General features: G+C 67.4%; 12 protein-coding genes. 5 read left to right on the forward strand and 7 right to left on the reverse strand.

Going from position 1 to position 17,498, the window contains the following annotated elements; genetic code table 11:
• Nucleotides 1-99: 99 nt before the first annotated feature.
• Together AC1DNG_RS03125 and AC1DNG_RS03130 are read right to left on the reverse strand one after the other, a co-directional pair.
• Nucleotides 100-1,884 (reverse strand): ABC transporter ATP-binding protein, encoded by a 1,785-nt coding sequence (locus tag AC1DNG_RS03125; RefSeq protein WP_476886671.1) that lies wholly within the window; start codon nucleotides 1,882-1,884, stop codon nucleotides 100-102.
• Nucleotides 1,885-2,018: 134 nt separating this feature from the next.
• Nucleotides 2,019-2,798 carry a trans-aconitate 2-methyltransferase gene (locus AC1DNG_RS03130; protein ID WP_079549556.1) on the reverse strand — a complete coding sequence of 260 codons (780 nt, stop codon included), beginning with the start codon at nucleotides 2,796-2,798 and terminating at the stop codon, nucleotides 2,019-2,021.
• A gap of 156 nt (nucleotides 2,799-2,954) precedes the next feature.
• On the opposite strand from AC1DNG_RS03130, the gene AC1DNG_RS03135 reads away from it, so the two are divergent.
• From AC1DNG_RS03135 to AC1DNG_RS03145, 3 genes are all read left to right on the forward strand, one after another.
• Nucleotides 2,955-5,501: a DEAD/DEAH box helicase gene (locus AC1DNG_RS03135; RefSeq protein WP_476886580.1), complete on the forward strand. Its 2,547-nt coding sequence runs from the start codon at nucleotides 2,955-2,957 to the stop codon at nucleotides 5,499-5,501.
• A gap of 111 nt (nucleotides 5,502-5,612) precedes the next feature.
• A complete protein-coding gene (locus tag AC1DNG_RS03140) occupies nucleotides 5,613-6,161 on the forward strand; it encodes an N-acetyltransferase family protein (RefSeq protein ID WP_476886581.1) in 549 nt (182 codons plus the stop codon).
• Between the two features lie 19 nt (nucleotides 6,162-6,180).
• Complete coding sequence (locus AC1DNG_RS03145; RefSeq protein WP_476886672.1) at nucleotides 6,181-7,539, forward strand: alpha/beta fold hydrolase; 1,359 nt, start codon at nucleotides 6,181-6,183, stop codon at nucleotides 7,537-7,539.
• A gap of 151 nt (nucleotides 7,540-7,690) precedes the next feature.
• On the opposite strand, the gene AC1DNG_RS03150 is transcribed toward AC1DNG_RS03145, so the two are convergent.
• From AC1DNG_RS03150 to coaE, 3 genes are all read right to left on the reverse strand, one after another.
• Nucleotides 7,691-8,719: a TerC family protein gene (locus tag AC1DNG_RS03150; RefSeq protein WP_028276830.1), complete on the reverse strand. Its 1,029-nt coding sequence runs from the start codon at nucleotides 8,717-8,719 to the stop codon at nucleotides 7,691-7,693.
• 163 nt (nucleotides 8,720-8,882) lie between these two features.
• Complete coding sequence (uvrB, locus tag AC1DNG_RS03155; protein WP_476886582.1) at nucleotides 8,883-10,964, reverse strand: excinuclease ABC subunit UvrB; 2,082 nt, start codon at nucleotides 10,962-10,964, stop codon at nucleotides 8,883-8,885.
• A 40-nt stretch (nucleotides 10,965-11,004) separates the two neighbouring features.
• The gene (coaE, locus tag AC1DNG_RS03160) at nucleotides 11,005-12,306 is read right to left on the reverse strand and encodes a dephospho-CoA kinase (RefSeq protein WP_476886583.1); all 1,302 of its coding nucleotides are present in this window, start codon (nucleotides 12,304-12,306) and stop codon (nucleotides 11,005-11,007) included.
• Between the two features lie 22 nt (nucleotides 12,307-12,328).
• On the opposite strand from coaE, the gene AC1DNG_RS03165 reads away from it, so the two are divergent.
• Complete coding sequence (locus AC1DNG_RS03165) at nucleotides 12,329-13,030, forward strand: IMPACT family protein (RefSeq protein ID WP_476886584.1); 702 nt, start codon at nucleotides 12,329-12,331, stop codon at nucleotides 13,028-13,030.
• Nucleotides 13,031-13,034: 4 nt separating this feature from the next.
• A complete protein-coding gene (locus AC1DNG_RS03170; protein WP_476886585.1) occupies nucleotides 13,035-13,664 on the forward strand; it encodes a GNAT family N-acetyltransferase in 630 nt (209 codons plus the stop codon).
• A gap of 770 nt (nucleotides 13,665-14,434) precedes the next feature.
• On the opposite strand, the gene rpsA is transcribed toward AC1DNG_RS03170, so the two are convergent.
• The gene (gene rpsA / locus AC1DNG_RS03175) at nucleotides 14,435-15,910 is read right to left on the reverse strand and encodes a 30S ribosomal protein S1 (RefSeq protein WP_018773018.1); all 1,476 of its coding nucleotides are present in this window, start codon (nucleotides 15,908-15,910) and stop codon (nucleotides 14,435-14,437) included.
• 217 nt (nucleotides 15,911-16,127) lie between these two features.
• Nucleotides 16,128-17,414 carry a GNAT family N-acetyltransferase gene (locus AC1DNG_RS03180; protein ID WP_476886586.1) on the reverse strand — a complete coding sequence of 429 codons (1,287 nt, stop codon included), beginning with the start codon at nucleotides 17,412-17,414 and terminating at the stop codon, nucleotides 16,128-16,130.
• Between the last annotated feature and the right edge of the window lie 84 nt (nucleotides 17,415-17,498).

The following is a 17,498-nucleotide window of genomic DNA, read 5'->3' on the forward strand; positions in this document are numbered from 1 at the left end:
GCAACAGCAGGCCAAGCAGCCGGGCGGCGGTGTGCCATTTGATGCGCTCCGGCACGCCGGGTCCCGCAACGGTCCCGGCGCGGTGTGCCCGCGTGCGGCTCACGGGGCTTCCTCCAGCACCAGCTGGGACGCGGCAATTTCCTGGTAGCTGGGCGAGGACTCCATGAGTTCGCTGTGCGTGCCCTGCGCGACCACCCGGCCGCCCTCCAGGACGAGGATCAGCCCGGCGTCCACGATTGTTGACACCCGCTCGGCCACGATCAGCACGGTCGCCGAGCGCAGCAGCGGCTCGATCGCCGCCCGGAGCCTGATGTCGGTGCCGTAGTCCAGAGCCGAGAAACTGTCGTCGAAGAGGTAGGCGGGGGCCCGCTTGAGCAGGGCCCGCGCGATGCACAGGCGCTGCCGTTCGCCGCCGGAGAAGTTGGTGCCGCCCTGGCTTACGGGCGTGTCGAGCCCGAGCGGCAGGGCGCGGACAAAGTCGGCGGCCTGGGCAGCTTCAAGCGCCTGCCATATTTCGGGCTCGCTCGCGGCTGGCGCCCCGAACCGGAGGTTCCCCGCGACCGTGTCCGCGAACAGGTAGGACTGCTGCGGGACTATTGCGATCAGGCCGCGCAGGTCGTCCAGGGGCATCGCCCGCACGTTCTCCCCGCCGATGCTGATCTCTCCGGCCGTCGCGTCGAGGAAGCGGGGCAGCAGGTTCAGGAGTGTCGTCTTGCCGCTGCCGGTCGCGCCGATGATCGCCGTCGTGGTACCGGCCCTGGCGGTGAAGGAGACGCCGTCCAGCACGGGTGCTTCGGCGCCGGGGTAAGCGAAGGACACGTTCCGGAACTCGACAGCGCCGGAGCGGCCCGGGGCGACGGCGGCCGCACCGGCGGTGCCCGCCGCACTGGCCCCGCCGGCCGGAATGGTGGCAGCGGTGGCCCCGGCGGGAACGGCCGGATCCGCGATGGCCGGTTCCGTGTCCAGCACCTCGCGGATCCGTTCCGCGCAGGCCGCCGCCCGGGGGGCGGTCATGAAGACGTACATCGCCATCATGATGGCAATCAGGATCTGCAGGATGTAGGCGATGAACGCCGTCAGCGCCCCCAGCCGCATTTCGCCGGCGTCGATGCGATGGCCGCCGAACCACACCACGAACACGGAGGAGATGTTGACCACGAACATGATCATCGGCATCATCGCCGCCACCAGGAGGGCGGATTGCAGATTGTTCCGGGTGAGGTCCTTGTTGGCTTCATCGAACCGGCGGACCTCGTGGTCCTGCCGGACAAAGCCGCGGATGACATTCGCGCCGATGATCTGCTCCCGCAGCACCCGGCCGATCCGGTCCAGGAGGCCCTGGCCCTGGCGGTACAGGGGAATCAGGCGGCGGACGATCACCGTCATGATCACCGTCAGGACCGGGATCACCACGACCACAATCCAGGACAGCACCACGTCCTGGTGCACGGCCAGCACGATGCCGCCGATGAAGATCGCCGGTGCGGCAATCAGCATGATGAACACCAGGACGGCGAGGTTTTGGATCTGGGCGACGTCGTTGGTGGCCCGGGTCACGAGGCTGGGCGCACCGAAAAGGCCCACCTCCTGGGAGGAGAAGGACTGCACCTTCGCGAAGAGCTCCCCGCGCAGCTGGCCGCCAATCTCCATGGCGACCACGGCGCCCAGATATCCGGCCGCGACGGCCGTGATCACCTGGACGGCAGCGATTCCGGCCATCCAGGCCCCGAGGTGGAGGATCTCCCCGGTGTCCCCGCCGATGATGCCGTCGTCGATGATCGCGGCATTCAGGGTGGGCAGGAGCAGGTTGGCGGTGGCTTGCACGAGCTGCAGCACAACGATGGCCAGCACGGTCCCCCTATGCGCGGACAACAGCCGCGACATCAGGCCTATAAGCACTGAACCTCCATTACTAGCCCAGGGCCCGGAATGGTGATCAGCCTAACGGCCGCCCCACACCGCCACGTCATTGTAAGCCCCATTCCGGAGTGCTTCGTGTCATGCGGCTGACACGCCCCCTACCCGGTCTTCTGCGCCACCGCGAACGTGCGGCGGAACGGGAAGACCGTCCCGTGCCGGCCTGCCGGATATGCGTCGTCCAGCCGTGCCGAATACTCGGCCTCGAACTCCCTGGCCTCGTCGTCGGGGAGGGCCGCGAGGACCGGCCTGAGTCCGGTTCCGCGGACCCACTCCAAAACGGGGTTGGCGCCCGGGAGCAGCTGAAGGTACGTGGTCTCCCAGGCGTCGGCGGCACAACCGGCGTCGAGCATGATCTCCAGATATTCCGCTGCCTCCCCCACCACGTCGTCGTGGCGGAGCACCCCGGCGAGCCGCCCCGCCCAGGCCGGAGAATCGGCCAGCTCCCGCATCAGGGTGTGCGACGGTGCATTGAAGTTCCCCGGCACTTGCAGCGCGAACCAGGCGCCCGGTTTGAGGGCATCGAGCCATAGGGGCAGGAGCTTTCGGTGGCCGGGCACCCACTGCAGGGCCGCGTTGGTGACCACCACGTCCGTGTCCCCGGACGGCAGCCAGTGCTCAATGTCGGCCAGCTCGTAGGAAAGATTGGCCGCCGCGGCTGCGTGGTCCTTGGAAGTGGCCAGCATTTCCGGCGACGAATCCAGACCCACCACCTGCGCGCCCGGCCAGCGGTCCGCGAGCGTCGCGGTCAGGTTGCCGGGACCGCAGCCGAGGTCCACCACGTGCCGCGGGGCTTCGGCGTGAATCCGACCGGTCAGATCAAAAAATGGTCTGTCCCGGTAGTCCCCGAACTGCACATATTTCTCCGGATCCCACTTCATGGCTGCCTCCAGTTCCCGGCACGTTGTCCTAACCGAAGCCTAGTCCCGGCCCGTGGGCCAGCCAAGGAAGCACGCCTGCGCTGCGGGCGGCTCACGGCGCGCGCCTGCACTGCGTGCGGTGCCGCGGCTACCACGCGGGCACTAAGCTGGACAGCAATGAAACTCGTTGATCAGCTCCCCGCCCCGGCCGCCCGTATCCCCGGCAGGACGGGCCTGGACCCGGACGAGCTCTACACCCGGTTTGTCGAGTGGACCGAGACCCGCGGCCTGGCCCTGTACAACGCCCAGGACGAGGCCATCATGGAGCTGGCCGCCGGCTCAAACGTCATCCTGGCCACCCCGACCGGGTCCGGGAAATCCCTCGTGGCCATTGCCGCGCACTTCCAGGCCATGGCCCGCGGGCAGCGGAGCTACTACACCGCCCCGATCAAGGCCCTCGTCTCGGAAAAGTTCTTCGCCCTCTGTGAGATCTTCGGCGCCGACAACGTCGGCATGATCACCGGCGACTCCGGCGTGAACCAGGACGCCCCGATCATCTGCTGCACGGCCGAGATCCTGGCCAACATCGCCCTGCGTGAAGGTTCTGCGGCGCAGCTCGGCGCCGTGATCATGGACGAGTTCCACTTCTACTCGGACCCGCAGCGCGGCTGGGCGTGGCAGGTGCCGCTGCTTGAACTGCCCCAGGCGCAGTTCCTGCTGATGTCGGCGACGCTCGGCGATGTCAGCCGGTTCGAGGACGGCCTCAGCGACCTGACCGGCCGCACGACGACGACCGTCAGTTCCGCGGAACGCCCCATCCCGCTGCACTACTACTACGAGCAGACTCCGGTCCACGAGACGCTGGAGGAGCTGCTCGCCACCAAGCAGGTCCCGGTCTACGTCGTCCACTTCAGCCAGGTCGAGGCGATCGACCGGGCCCAGAACCTGATGAGCATCAACGTCTGCACCCGCGAGGAAAAAGACAAGATCGCCGAGCTCATTGCGGGGTTCCGCTTCGCCGCAGGCTTCGGCAAGACCCTTAACCGCCTGGTCCGGCACGGGATCGGCGTTCACCACGCCGGCATGCTGCCGAAGTACCGCCGGCTGGTCGAACAGCTTGCCCAGGCCGGTCTGCTGAAGGTCATCTGCGGCACGGATACGCTCGGGGTGGGCATCAACGTGCCCATCCGCACCGTGCTGCTGACGGCACTGAGCAAATACGACGGCGTCCGCACCCGTCTGCTGAACTCCCGTGAGTTCCACCAGATCGCCGGGCGCGCCGGCCGCGCCGGCTATGACACCGCAGGAACCGTGGTGGTCCAGGCCCCGGAGCACGTGACGGAAAACGTGAAGGCGATGGCCAAGGCCACGGCCAAGTTCGGCGACGACCAGAAGAAGCTGCGACAGGTGGTCAAGAAGAAGCCCCCGGAAGGCTTCGTGTCCTGGGGCGAACCGACGTACAAGCGGCTGGTCGAGTCCGTTCCGGATCCGCTGACGTCGAGTTTCACCGTGACGCATGCGATGCTGATGAACCTGATGGAACGCCCCGGCGACCCGTTCCAGGCCGCCCGCCGCCTCCTCACCGAAAACCACGAGACCCGTCCGGCCCAGCTGCGGCTCATGAAGAAGGCCCTGGGAATCTACCGTGAGCTGCTCGCGGCCGGCGTCGTGGAGCGGATCCCGGCCGGGGAGCAGGGTGCTGACGGCCGCACGGTCCGGCTCACGGTCCATCTGCAGGCAAACTTTGCCCTCAACCAGCCGCTGTCCCCGTTCGCGCTGGCGGCGCTGGAGCTGCTGGACCCGGAGTCGCCGTCGTACGCCCTGGACGTGGTGTCGGTGATCGAGGCGACCCTGGAGAAGCCGCGGCAGATCCTCTCGGCACAGCAGAAGAAGGCGCGCGGCGAGGCGATCGCGGCGATGAAGGCCGACGGCATCGAGTACGACCAGCGGATGGCGATGCTCGAGGAGGTCACCTACCCGCAGCCGCTCGCCGAGATCCTCGGCGAGGCGTTCGACGTCTACCGCAAGGCCGCGCCCTGGGTCGGTGACTTCGAGCTCGCGCCCAAGTCCGTGGTCCGGGACATGTACGAGCGCGCCATGAACTTCGGCGAGTTCGTCCAGTTCTACGGCCTCGCCCGCTCGGAGGGAATCGTGCTGCGCTACCTCGCCGACGGTTTCAAGGCGCTCCGCCAGACGGTCCCGCAGGATGCCCTCCGTGAGGACCTCGAGGACCTCATCGCCTGGCTGGGCGAACTGGTCCGGCAGGTGGACTCCAGCCTGCTGGACGAATGGGAAGAGCTCACATCCGGCGCGGCGCCCACACCGCATGACGCTCCCCCGCCCCCGCCGCCGTCGCTGACCTCCAACATCCGGGCCTTCCGGGTGATGGTGCGCAACGAGATGTTCCGCCGCGTGGAGCTGTTCGCCGATGAGGCCGCCACCGCCCTGGGCGAGCTCGACGCCGGCTCCGGCTGGGACGCCGAGCGCTGGGAAGATGCCCTCGATGACTACTTTGATGAGCACAACGACATCGGCACCGGACCGGACGCCCGCGGTCCCGGGCTGCTGATCATCACCGAGGAACCCGGGGTGTGGAAGGTGCGGCAGATCTTCGATGACCCCGCCGGCAACCACGACTGGGGCATTTCCGCCGACGTGGACCTGGCGGCCTCGGACGAGTCCGGGACCGCCGTCGTCCGCGTCACGGACGTCAACCGGCTCTAGGCGGGACGGCACGGGGGCTGGCCTGCACGGGGGCGGCCGCAGGGCCTGGACGGCGCCGGGCCGGCGCCGTCGCACCAGCCTGGGCCTTCGCGCCGCGGGTAAACTCGGACAATGAGTGTAATCCGGCCTGCTACAGCGCATGACGTCCCTGCCATCCTGCAGATGATCCACGACCTCGCCCTCTACGAGAAGGAACCGGACGCCGTCCGGAACACCCCCGGGATGCTCACCGAGGTCCTTTTCGGCGAGCATCCCAAGGTCTTCGCCACCATGGCGGAGAACTCCGCGGGCGAGGTCCGCGGCTTCGCCCTCTGGTTCCTGAACTACTCCACGTGGGAGGGCGTCCACGGGATCTACCTCGAGGACCTCTACGTCCGGCCGGAGGCCCGCGGCGAGGGCCACGGCAAGGCACTGCTGCAGCACCTGGCAGCGACCGCCGTCGACCGGGGCTATGCGCGCGTCGAATGGAGTGTCCTGGACTGGAACGAGCCCTCCATCAACTTCTACAAGAACCTCGGCGCCCTGCCGATGGAGGAATGGTCCACCTTCCGCCTCACCGGAGCGGCGCTGACGGCCTTCGGCAGCCGCCCGGCAGTTGCCGGCGCCGGCTCCCCTGCCGGCTCCAGCTCCGGTTCCCGCGAGGCGGCCACCCGTGGCTGATCTCCCAATGACGGGGCTCATGGGAGCCGCCCTGCTGGAGACTGCCTCCAGCGCCGGGCGCAAAGTTCCGCACAGCGTCCGGGCACGACACACCTACCGGGGAATGCGGACCGCGGAACATTACTTCCAGGTCCCCCTGGACCACTTCAGCGAGACGGGGCGCCGCGGCGAAACCATCTCCGTGTTCGCCCGCGAGTACGTGTCCACCGAACACAGCGAGGCCGAGGCCGCCGGGCTGCCCTGGCTGCTTTTCCTGCAGGGCGGTCCCGGCGGGCGTGGAAACCGGTTCCCGTCGCTGGGCGGCTGGAGCAAGGCCGCCGCGAAGGACTTCCGGATCCTCATGCTGGACCAGCGCGGCACCGGCCTGTCCTCGCCCGTCGACCGCAACACGCTGCCGCTGCGCGGCACCGACGCGGAGCAGGCTGACTACCTGACGCACTTCCGCGCCGACTCGATCGTCGCCGACGCCGAGGCGATCAGGGCGGCCCTGAACTCGGCCCCGTGGACCATCTACGGCCAGAGCTACGGCGGATTCTGCGCGCTCAGCTACCTTTCCTTCGCCCCCGAGGGGCTGCGCGAGGTCCTCGTGACGGGCGGGCTGGCCCCGCTGGGCGGCTCCGCCGACCGAGTGTACCGGGCCACGTTCCAGCGGGTCGCGGCCCGGAACGCCGAATACTTTGACTGGTATCCCGAGGACCGGGCCGCCGTCACCCGGATCGCCCGGCACCTGCGGGAAACGGAGGAGGTGCTGCCCGACGGCGGCCGGCTCACGGTGGAACGGTTCCAGATGGTGGGCTCGTTCCTGGGCGGGAACACCCGGGTGGACGCGCTGCACCACCTGCTCGAGGACGCCTTCGTGGCGACACCGGACGGCGACCGTCTCTCGGACACCTTCCTGGAGCAGGTCCGGGGCCTCGTGTCCCGGGCCGCGAACCCGTTGTACGCGTTGATGCACGAATCCATTTACGCCCAGGACGGTGCCACCAACTGGGCCGCCTGGCGCGTGCTGGAGGAATTCCCCGAGTTCCGCCCCGACGCCGGCGAACCGCTTCTGACCGGGGAAATGGTGTACCCCTGGTATTTCGAGCAGGACCCGGCCCTGCACCCGCTGCAGGACGTGGCCCGGCTCCTGGCCGAAATGGACGGCTGGGCACCCCTCTACGACCCGGAGCGACTGGCGCTGAACACCGTGCCCGTCGCCGCGGCCGTCTACACCGACGACATCTACGTGGACCGGGAGCTGTCCCTGGAGACGGCGGCCGCGGTCCGGGGCCTGCAGGTCTGGGAAACCGGCGACTTCCACCACGACGGCATCGCGGACGACGGCGAGGCGATCTTCGGGCGCCTGCTGGGGATGGCACGTTCCGCCCGACGGTGACCCGGGCGCGGCCAGGCACGGTCCCGGGCCGATGGCGCCCGGCTTAGCAGGTACTGCTTAAACAGGTACGGCGCCGGACCCGTGAGGGTCCAGCGCCGTACTGCTATGTGCCGCGAGGTGTGTCCTGCACTCTCGCCCCGGCGGTTTGGTACTAGTCGACGTCGCTCAGGCTCTTGCGGGAGTCCTCTTCCAGCCGGGCATCCAGCTTCGACTTGGACGCCTTGGAGCTCATGAGGCTGGCGACCACCGCGACGACGATGGTGCCGATGATCACACCGAGCGAGACGTAGGTGGGGATCTCGGGGGCCCATTCGATGTGCTGGCCGCCGTTGATAAAGGGCAGCTCGTTGACGTGCATGGCGTGCAGGACCAGCTTCACACCGATGAACGCCAGGATCACGGACAGGGCGTGCTTGAGGTAGATGAGCCGGTTCATGAGGCCGCCGAGCAGGAAGTACAGCTGGCGCAGCCCCATGAGGGCAAAGATGTTGGCGGTGAAGACGATGAAGGCGCTCTGGGTGAGGCCGAAAATGGCCGGAATGGAGTCGACAGCGAAGAGCAGGTCCGTCATGCCGATGGTCACGAAGACGATCAGCATCGGGGTGAACACCTTCTTGCCGTCAACGACGGTGCGGAGCTTGCCGCCGTCGAACTTCTCGGACATCGGCAGGACCCGGCGGATCCGGGCGATCAGCGGGTTTTCCTTGTCTTCCTCGTCCTCGCCCTCGTCCTGGGCCTGCTTCCAGGCGGTCCAGAGCAGGAAGGCGCCGAAGATGTAGAAGACCCAGCTGAACTGCTCGATCACGATCGCGCCGAGCATGATGAAGATGCCGCGGAGGATCAGGGCGATGATGATGCCCACCATGAGCACTTCCTGCTGATACTTTCTCGGTACCGAGAAGCGCGCCATGATGATGATGAAGACGAACAGGTTGTCGATGCTCAGGCTGTATTCGGTCACCCAGCCGGCGATGAACTGGCCGCCGAATTCCGGGCCGGTGAAGGCGAACATGGCGCCGGCGAAGACCAGGGCCAGGGCCACGTAGAACGCGACCCACAGTCCGGCTTCTTTCATGGAGGGCTCATGCGGGCGTTTGAGGACCATCAGCAGGTCGATGGCCAGAATGACGCCGAGGACGACAAACGAGCCGATCTCGAACCACAGGGGAAGCTCGGGCACGGGGGAAATACCTTTCGTAGGGTACAGCTCAGCGGTGTAAGTCTCTCCGACCGCCGGCGCATGACGCTGCCTGGCTGCCCGCTACGCCCGGCGCGGCATCGTAGCCGTGCGTGTTGACGATCGTAGCGTTTGGGATACTCCCCTACGTTTGACCGAGTTTACCCTAGGCGTGCCCCGCGGATTGCATTTGCCGCAGTTCCTTCTTCAAATCCCCCACCTCGTCGCGCAGCCGGGCGGCCAGTTCGAACTGCAGCTCCCCGGCTGCGGCGTGCATCTGTTCGGTCAGCTGTTCGATCAGCCCGACGAGGTCCTCGGCCGGCGCGGCGGCGAGCCCGTCCGTACGGATGAGCGAGGTGCCCTTGCCCTTGCCGCGGTTCTTCCCGGCCGCGGCCAGCAGCTGGCGGGTGTCCGCGTCTTCCTTGGCCAGCTGGTCGGTGATGTCCGCGATCTTCTTTCGAAGCGGCTGGGGATCGATCCCGTTCTCCGTGTTGTAGGCCACCTGGATGGCGCGGCGGCGGTTGGTCTCGTCGATGGCATGGGCCATCGAATCGGTGATCCGGTCCGCGTACATGTGCACCTGGCCGGAGACGTTTCGGGCGGCACGCCCGATGGTCTGGATCAGGGATGTCGAGGAGCGCAGGAAGCCTTCCTTGTCCGCGTCCAGGATGCTGACCAGCGACACCTCCGGGAGGTCCAGACCTTCACGGAGCAGGTTGATGCCGACGAGGACGTCGAAGACACCCATCCGCAGTTCGCGCAGGAGTTCCACGCGGCGGAGGGTATCGACGTCGGAGTGCAGGTATTCCACCTTCACGCCATGGCCCAGCAGGTAGTCCGTCAGGTCCTCGGCCATCCGCTTGGTCAGGGTGGTGACCAGGACCCGCTCGTTCTTCGCGGTCCGGGTCCGGATTTCGCCCAGCAGGTCATCGATCTGCCCCTTCGTGGGCTTGACGACGACCTCGGGGTCGATCAGGCCGGTGGGGCGGATGATCTGCTGGACGAAGCCGTCGGACTTGCCGAGCTCGTACTTGCCCGGCGTCGCGGACAGGTAGACGGTCTGGCCCACGCGGTCCTGAAACTCGTCCCATTTGAGCGGGCGGTTGTCCATCGCCGAGGGCAGCCGGAAGCCGTGGTCCACGAGGTTCCGTTTGCGGGACATGTCGCCCTCGTACATGGCGCCGATCTGCGGCACGGTGACGTGGGACTCATCGATCACCAGGAGGAAGTCATCCGGGAAGTAGTCGATCAGGCAGTGCGGCGCGGTCCCCCGGGCCCGGCCGTCGATGTGCGAGGAATAGTTCTCGATGCCGTTGCAGAACCCCATCTGCTGCATCATTTCCAGGTCATAGGTGGTGCGCATCCGGAGCCGTTGGGCCTCGACCAGCTTGTTCTGGCTTTCCAGCACGGCGAGGCGCTCGGCCAGTTCATCTTCGATCCGCTTGATCGCCCGGCCCATCCGTTCCGGACCGGCGACGTAGTGCGAGGCGGGGAAGACGTACATTTCGTTCTCGTCCCGGAGCACTTCGCCGGTCAGCGGGTGCAGGGTCTGGATATTTTCGATCTCGTCACCGAAAAACTCGATCCGGATCGCCAGTTCCTCGTACATCGGGATGATTTCCACGGTGTCGCCGCGGACCCGGAACGTGCCGCGGTGGAAGTCCATGTCGTTGCGGGTGTACTGCATGGAGACGAACTTTCGGAGCAGGTCGTCACGGTTCATCTCCGCCCCCTTGCGGAGGGTCACCATCCCGGCGATGTATTCTTCCGGGGTGCCGAGGCCGTAGATGCAGGAGACGGTGGCAACCACGATCACGTCGCGGCGGGTCAGCAGCGCGTTGGTCGCGGAGTGGCGGAGCCGTTCGACTTCCTCGTTGACGGAGGAGTCCTTCTCGATGAAGGTGTCCGTCTGGGCGACGTAGGCCTCCGGCTGGTAGTAGTCGTAGTAGGACACGAAGTATTCCACCGCGTTGTTCGGCAGCAGTTCGCGGAATTCGTTGGCCAGCTGCGCGGCGAGGGTTTTGTTCTGCACCATCACCAGGGTGGGCCGCTGGACCTGCTCGATCAGCCAGGCCGTGGTCGCGCTCTTACCGGTACCGGTGGCGCCAAGCAGCACGACGTCTTTTTCGCCGTTCTGGATGCGCTCAGTCAGCTCTGCGATGGCGGCCGGCTGGTCACCCGCCGGCTGGAACTCACTGATGACCTCGAAGGGCGCCACGACGCGGTTGATTTCCTGGGCAAGACTCATGTACCTAATCTACCGCCGGGCTGTGACAGGATGCCCTGATTCAGCTTTGGGCAGTACCGGGGCCGGCGGCAGGTGCCGTTGCGGTGGCGCCGCCGCCGGTGCCGGCACCGGCGTCGTCTGCTCCGGCGTCGTCCGCGTACGACGGCGGTTGCCATCCCGTGCGCTGCACCCACGCTTCCATCCGGGGCCAGGCATACTCGGTGAACCAGCCCTCCTTGTCGGCCGCGTAGCCGGCGGTGGACTTGTCGACGCCGTGCAGCCCGGCGACCCGTTGCTTTTCGGCGACATAGTCCGCCCGGGCTTCGGGATCGGCGCGCAGCCAGTCGCGGAAGCACAGCGCGTACCGCCAGCCCGGCGAGCCGGCCGCGCGGAGGTGGAGATTCACCGGCCGGCCGGGGTCGGCGTTGCCGTGCAGCCTCTTGCCCCAGTCGGCAGGGTCCGGGTGCGAGGGCTTCGGGTTGTCGGCGATGATGCCGGGCCAGCGCGGGAATCCTGCGTCGGCCAACAGCGGCGCGATCCGGTCCGCGGCGTCGAGGTCCCGGACGCTGAGCTGGAGGTCGATCACATCTTTGGCGTCGAGGCCAGGGACGGCCGTGGACCCGAGGTGGTCGACGCCCAGGACATCCTGCGGGACCGCTGCCCGCAGCCGGGCGATCAGCCGGGCGGCCTGCGCGGCCCAGGCCGGATCGGCCGGGGCGAGGACCGGCCCCGCCGTCCGCGGGGCGATCCTCTGCTCCTTGAGGTTCAATGCGAACGGCCTGACCCGCTCCTCCCACAGCGCGTCGACCGCGTGCCGGAGGTCCTCCGGGGTGCCCGAGTTATCCAGCACGACGTCCGCGGCGGCCAGCCGGTCCTCGCGGCCCGCCTGGGCTGCCATCCGGGCGCGCGCCTCGTCGGCGGTCATGTTGCGGTGTTCGGCCATGCGGCGGACCCGGACGTCGTCGGGGGCATCCACCACGACCACCAGATGGAAGTTCTTCCCTTGCCCGGTTTCGACCAGGAGCGGGATGTCCTGGACCACGACGGCGCCGGCCGGGGCGGCGGCGACCATCGCCGCGGCGCGCTCCCGCACCAAGGGGTGGACGATGCCGTTCAGCGCGGCCAGGCGCTCCGCATCACCGAAGACAAGGGCACCGAGCCGGGCCCGGTCCAGCCGGCCTTCCGGGGTCAGGACGGCGGCACCGAAGGCTTCCACCACACTGGCCAGCCCGGGCGTACCAGGTTCCACGACCTCCCGGGCCAGCGCGTCGGCGTCGACAAGCACTGCTCCAAGGTCGCGCAGGCGCGCGGCAACCATGGACTTCCCCGAGGCGATTCCGCCGGTCAACCCGATCTTCAACACCTCACCAGACTAAACTGAACCGGTGGCAGATGCGGCGGAATCCCCCGAGAGCAGGACGGCCGTCTACACCACCCTCGCCGCGGGGCCCGGGTTTCGGCACGAAATCGAGGTCAAGCGGTCCCGTTTCATCACCGTGCTGGCCCGCACGGCGGACGAGGACGCCGCCCGGGCCGTCCTGGGCGGGTTGCGCCGCGAATTCCATGACGCCCGGCATCACTGCTTCGCCTTCGTGCTCGGCCCCGACCGGGGCATCCAGCGTTCCAACGACGACGGCGAGCCGTCCGGCACCGCGGGCATCCCCATGCTCGAGGCGCTGCTGAAGCGGGAGACCGCGCCCGGCGTCGCCGATCTCAGCGACGTCGCCGTCGTCGTCGTGCGCTATTTCGGCGGCATTCTCCTGGGTGCCGGCGGCCTGGTGCGTGCCTATTCCGAATCGGTGTCCGGAGCGCTGGAGCTGGCTCCCCTCGTGCGGCGCCGCCGGCTGCGCATTTGCTCGGTACCCGTACAGCACGCCGTCGCCGGCCGGCTCGAGAACGATCTGCGCGCCGCGGGGTATGTCATGGCCGAAACCCGTTACGAGGCGCAGACTACTGTCCTGAGGCTGGCGCTGCCGGATGATCCGGAAGAACTGGCCCGGGCAGCGGACCGCGTGGCCGCCATGTCGGCCGGCAGCGCGTCGCTGCTGCCCGGAGAAACGGAGTGGATCGATGTGCCCATCAGCTGAGCCCGTGCCCCCGGTCGCGCTGCTTGACGTCAGCGAGGACGTTCTCGAACAACTCCTGGAACTTGGGCTCCGGGACGCCGACGCCGACGAGGTCACCCCGCCGCTGGGCACGACCGCCGGCTGGAACACCGACCGGATCAGCTGGTTCCGCGAATTCCACCGCGCCGCCGCAGCCGGCCTGGACGGTCCCGCGGGGCAGAAGACGTGGGCCATCAGCTGCGACGGGCAGATGGCAGGGTCCGTGCGGCTCAGGCGTATGGACACGGAGACGGCAGCAGCGGATGAGGGCTGGGCCGGTGGTGGCGCCGGGGCTGTTGGTGCCGCCGGGGCTGTTGCGGGGGGTGGCGGCTACGCCGTTGGTGCTGCCGGGGCCGTTGCAGGGGGTGGCGGCTGGGCGCTGGAGACCGGAATCTGGCTCGCCCGGAGCTTCCGCGGCCAGGGTGTGGGCCGCGAGGCGCTGCGCCTCGTAAGGGCTCGCGCCGCGTCGACCGGGGCAGCCGTCCTGGTAGCCGAGACGACGGCCGGCAATGTGGGAGCCCTCGCGTTGCTGAAGTACGCGGGCGCCGAACTGGTGACCGATGCCGCCTCGCAGACGCACACGGTGCCGGTCATAGCGAAGATCCCGCTGCGCTGAAGGCATGGCACCCTGGGCCGGGCCCGCGCTCCCTTCCGTCATTGGACATGCCCCCGTCGTCAGCGCCTGGCTGCCGTCAAGGAGCCTACATTCCATGGCGCGGCCCCTTGCTTGTCCTGACGAGCAGGAAACGCGTGCAACGGCAGCCCGGTGCCTAGGGCCAGGAATGCGCATGTCCGGCGCCAGGGCATGGCGCCGGCCTCCCCGCACTGGACATGTCCCGCGCCCGGGGCCAGGGCTGGGCACAATCCACAAATGTCCAAGGGCCGGCTCGAAAAATGGGCATGTCCCCGGAGGGAGGGCTTCAAAAATGGGCATGTCCGTTTGTCCGGGCGCCCGAAGGGCATGTCCGGCACCAGGGCATGGCGCGGACTTCCCCGCACTGGACATGTCCCGCGCCCAGGGCCAGGACTGGGCACAATCCACAAATGCCCACGGTCCGGCTCGAAGAATGGGCATGTCCCCGGAGGGAGGGCTTCAAAAATGGGCATGTCCGTTTGTCCGGGCGCCCGAAGGGCATGTCCGACGCCAGGGCATGGCGCGGACTTCCCCGCACTGGACATGTCCCGCGCCCAAGGCCAGGACTGGGCACAATCCACAAATGCCCACGGTCCGGCTCGAAGAATGGGCATGTCCCCGGAGGGAGGGCTTCAAAAATGGGCATGTCCCCTCGGGGCACACAAAAAGGTGGCCGCCCCCGAGGGGACGGCCACCTTCAAGCTACAAACTGCCTGGCCTCAGGGAGCTGACTCCTTGAGGATCACGGGCAATTAGTTGCCGGTCAGCTTCTCGCGCAGAGCGGCAAGAGCCTCGTCCGAAGCAAGCGTGCCTGCACCGGTCTCGGCTGCAGCCGGCTCGGAGGAGTAGCTGGTGGTGCCGGAATCGCTCTCACCGGACGTTGCAGCTGCAGCGTCGTCGGCAGCGTGCTGGGCAACCTGCTTCTTGTGTGCTTCCCAGCGGGTCTGGGCGTCAGCGTACTGCTGCTCCCAGGCTGCGCGCTGGTTCTCGTAGCCTTCAAGCCACTCGTTGGACTCCGGGTCGAAGCCCTCCGGGTACTTGTAGTTGCCCTCTTCGTCGTACTCTGCGGCCATGCCGTAGAGAGCCGGATCGAATTCGGTGCTGTCGGCGTCGACGCCCTCGTTGGCCTGCTTGAGGGAGAGCGAGATGCGGCGGCGCTCGAGGTCGATGTCGATGACCTTGACGAACAGCTCGTCACCAACGGAGACAACCTGCTCGGCCAGCTCAACGTGGCGCACGGCGAGCTCGGAGATGTGGACCAGGCCTTCGATGCCGTCTTCAACGCGAACGAACGCGCCGAACGGAACGAGCTTGGTGACCTTACCCGGAACAACCTGGCCGAGGGCGTGGGTGCGGGCGAAGGTCTGCCACGGATCTTCCTGCGTAGCCTTGAGCGACAGGGAGACGCGCTCGCGGTCCAGGTCGACCTCGAGAACCTCGACGGTGACTTCCTGGCCAACTTCGACAACCTCGGACGGGTGGTCGATGTGCTTCCAGGACAGCTCGGAAACGTGAACCAGGCCGTCTACGCCGCCCAGGTCCACGAAGGCACCGAAGTTGACGATGGAGGAAACGACGCCGGGACGGACCTGGCCCTTTTCCAGCTTGTTGAGGAACGTGGAGCGGACCTCGGACTGGGTCTGCTCGAGCCATGCACGGCGGGACAGCACAACGTTGTTGCGGTTCTTGTCCAGCTCGATGATCTTGGCTTCGATCTGCTGACCGATGTACGGAGCGAGGTCGCGCACACGGCGCATCTCGACGAGGGATGCGGGCAGGAAGCCGCGCAGACCAATGTCGAGGATAAGACCACCCTTGACAACCTCGATGACGGTACCGGTGACAACACCGTCTTCTTCCTTGACCTTCTCGATGTCGCCCCAGGCACGCTCGTACTGAGCACGCTTCTTGGAGAGGATCAGGCGGCCTTCTTTGTCTTCCTTGGTGAGCACCAGGGCTTCGACCTGATCGCCAACGGAGACGACGTCTCCGGGGTCAACGTCGTGCTTGATGGAAAGCTCGCGGGAGGGAATGACACCTTCGGTCTTGTAACCGATGTCGAGCAGGACTTCGTCGCGGTCGACCTTGACGACGGTACCTTCGACGAGGTCTCCGTCGTTGAAGTACTTGATGGTGGCGTCGACAGCTGCGAGGAAGTCCTCAGCGGTACCGATGTCGTTAATGGCGACTACGGGGGTACCGGGCTTCTCGGTGGAGGTGATGGTCATGTAGTAGGGGCTCCGTTGTGGATAGTGAGTCGGTCAGGCAAACCGCTTCGCCGGCATTATGGAATGCAGGCCAAGAGCACGGCGTCACAGCAAGCGTTCCGCCGGGTCATCCTGATTTTGTGGATTGTAGATGCGCGCACGTAGTACGCGCCTGTTTAGTCTAGTCGTTTACGCGAACGCCGGTCAAAGCGTCCGGGGCTTTCGCACCGCCGGACGCCTAGAAGTGCGTGAGACAGTGCGGTGAACGTTCGACGGCGAACATGAGCCGCGCTGTCAGCGCCGCCCCGGCCGTGTGTTCGGTGATCCGGCCGGCGGCTTTCAGGGTCACGGGGCAGACGGCGCCCAGATAGATCGAGCCAAGGTCCGCGACATCCAGCGACAGGTCCGGCGCGGCCTCCGGGGCCGGCGTCACCGTGGCCTCTCCCCCGCTGACTGTGAGGGCGAAGGTGCCGGCCGCGAAGCCGAGGCTGTCGCGCACGGCGAGGACCAGGGACCCGTCGGCGGAGAAGCGCCGGGCCCCCAGGGCCTTCTGCACGTCGAGTATCCGCAGCCAGAGCATGTCCCGGGCGTCCGAGGCTTCCACGCAGCGTGCATCCCGGAGCGCCCATAGCAGCGGGTCGTCGACCGGCGCTTCGTCCCACGTCACGCGTTCGACGAGATCGATGGCTCCGAGGTATTGCCACAGTTCCAGGTAGGCGTCGCGGGTGGCCGCCACCAGGTCGACGACCTCCATCGTGTAGGGGGTGCTGGACCAGCCGCCGAACTTGTAGGACACGTAGCCGTCCACGTCGCCGTCGGGTCCGTAGTGCAGCGCCACCTTGACCTTCGGGTCCTCACCGTCTTCGCGGCTGATGGAACCGGAGGCGAACTGCCGGTAGAACTCGTGCCGGCCTATGGAGCCCGGCGTCTGGCGGTGCACGCGGTCGAAGATCTCCGGGGCCAGCTCAAGGAGAACCTTGGGATCGGCCACCTCGACACTGCCGACCGGGGTGTGGTTCACCACGAAGCGGGCACTGGTGTCGACCTTGATCGACTGCTCCGACGTCGCGACACCGAAGCCGAAACGGCCGTAAATGGACGCTTCTGAGGCGGTCAGTGCGGCCATCGCCAGGCCCTCCTGCTGTGCCAGCCCCAGTTCCTCGGCCATCATGCGGCGCAACAGCCCGCGGCGGCGGTGCGAGGTCCGCACGGTTACGGCAGTCACGAGCCGGGTGTCCACCAACCGCCCGAAACCGACGTTGAGCGTCTTGGTCATCGTGCCGAAAGTCGCCACCGGCACGTCGGCGCCGAGTGCGTGGTCGGCGACAGGCCCGGTTTGGTAGGCGCCGGTCATCACGCGCCCGTCGGCGCGCTGCATCTCGAGGCCCCTGTCGACGCGTTCATCGCTGCGGCGGGCATCGTGGAAGCCGAACGCTACGGCCCGCATCCAGGCGACGGACTCCGGGTACGCCGGCTCGTCCTTGGCCGCCGGCTTGAAACGCCTGATTTCGTACTGCTCTGCCACGCGCTTCTCCCCCTGGGAATCCCTGCCACTTTGAACGAACTGAAATAGCCTAACCGCACCGGAACGCGGAGACCGGCTGCGGGG

The organism is Arthrobacter sp. 01T425, assembly GCF_056398725.1.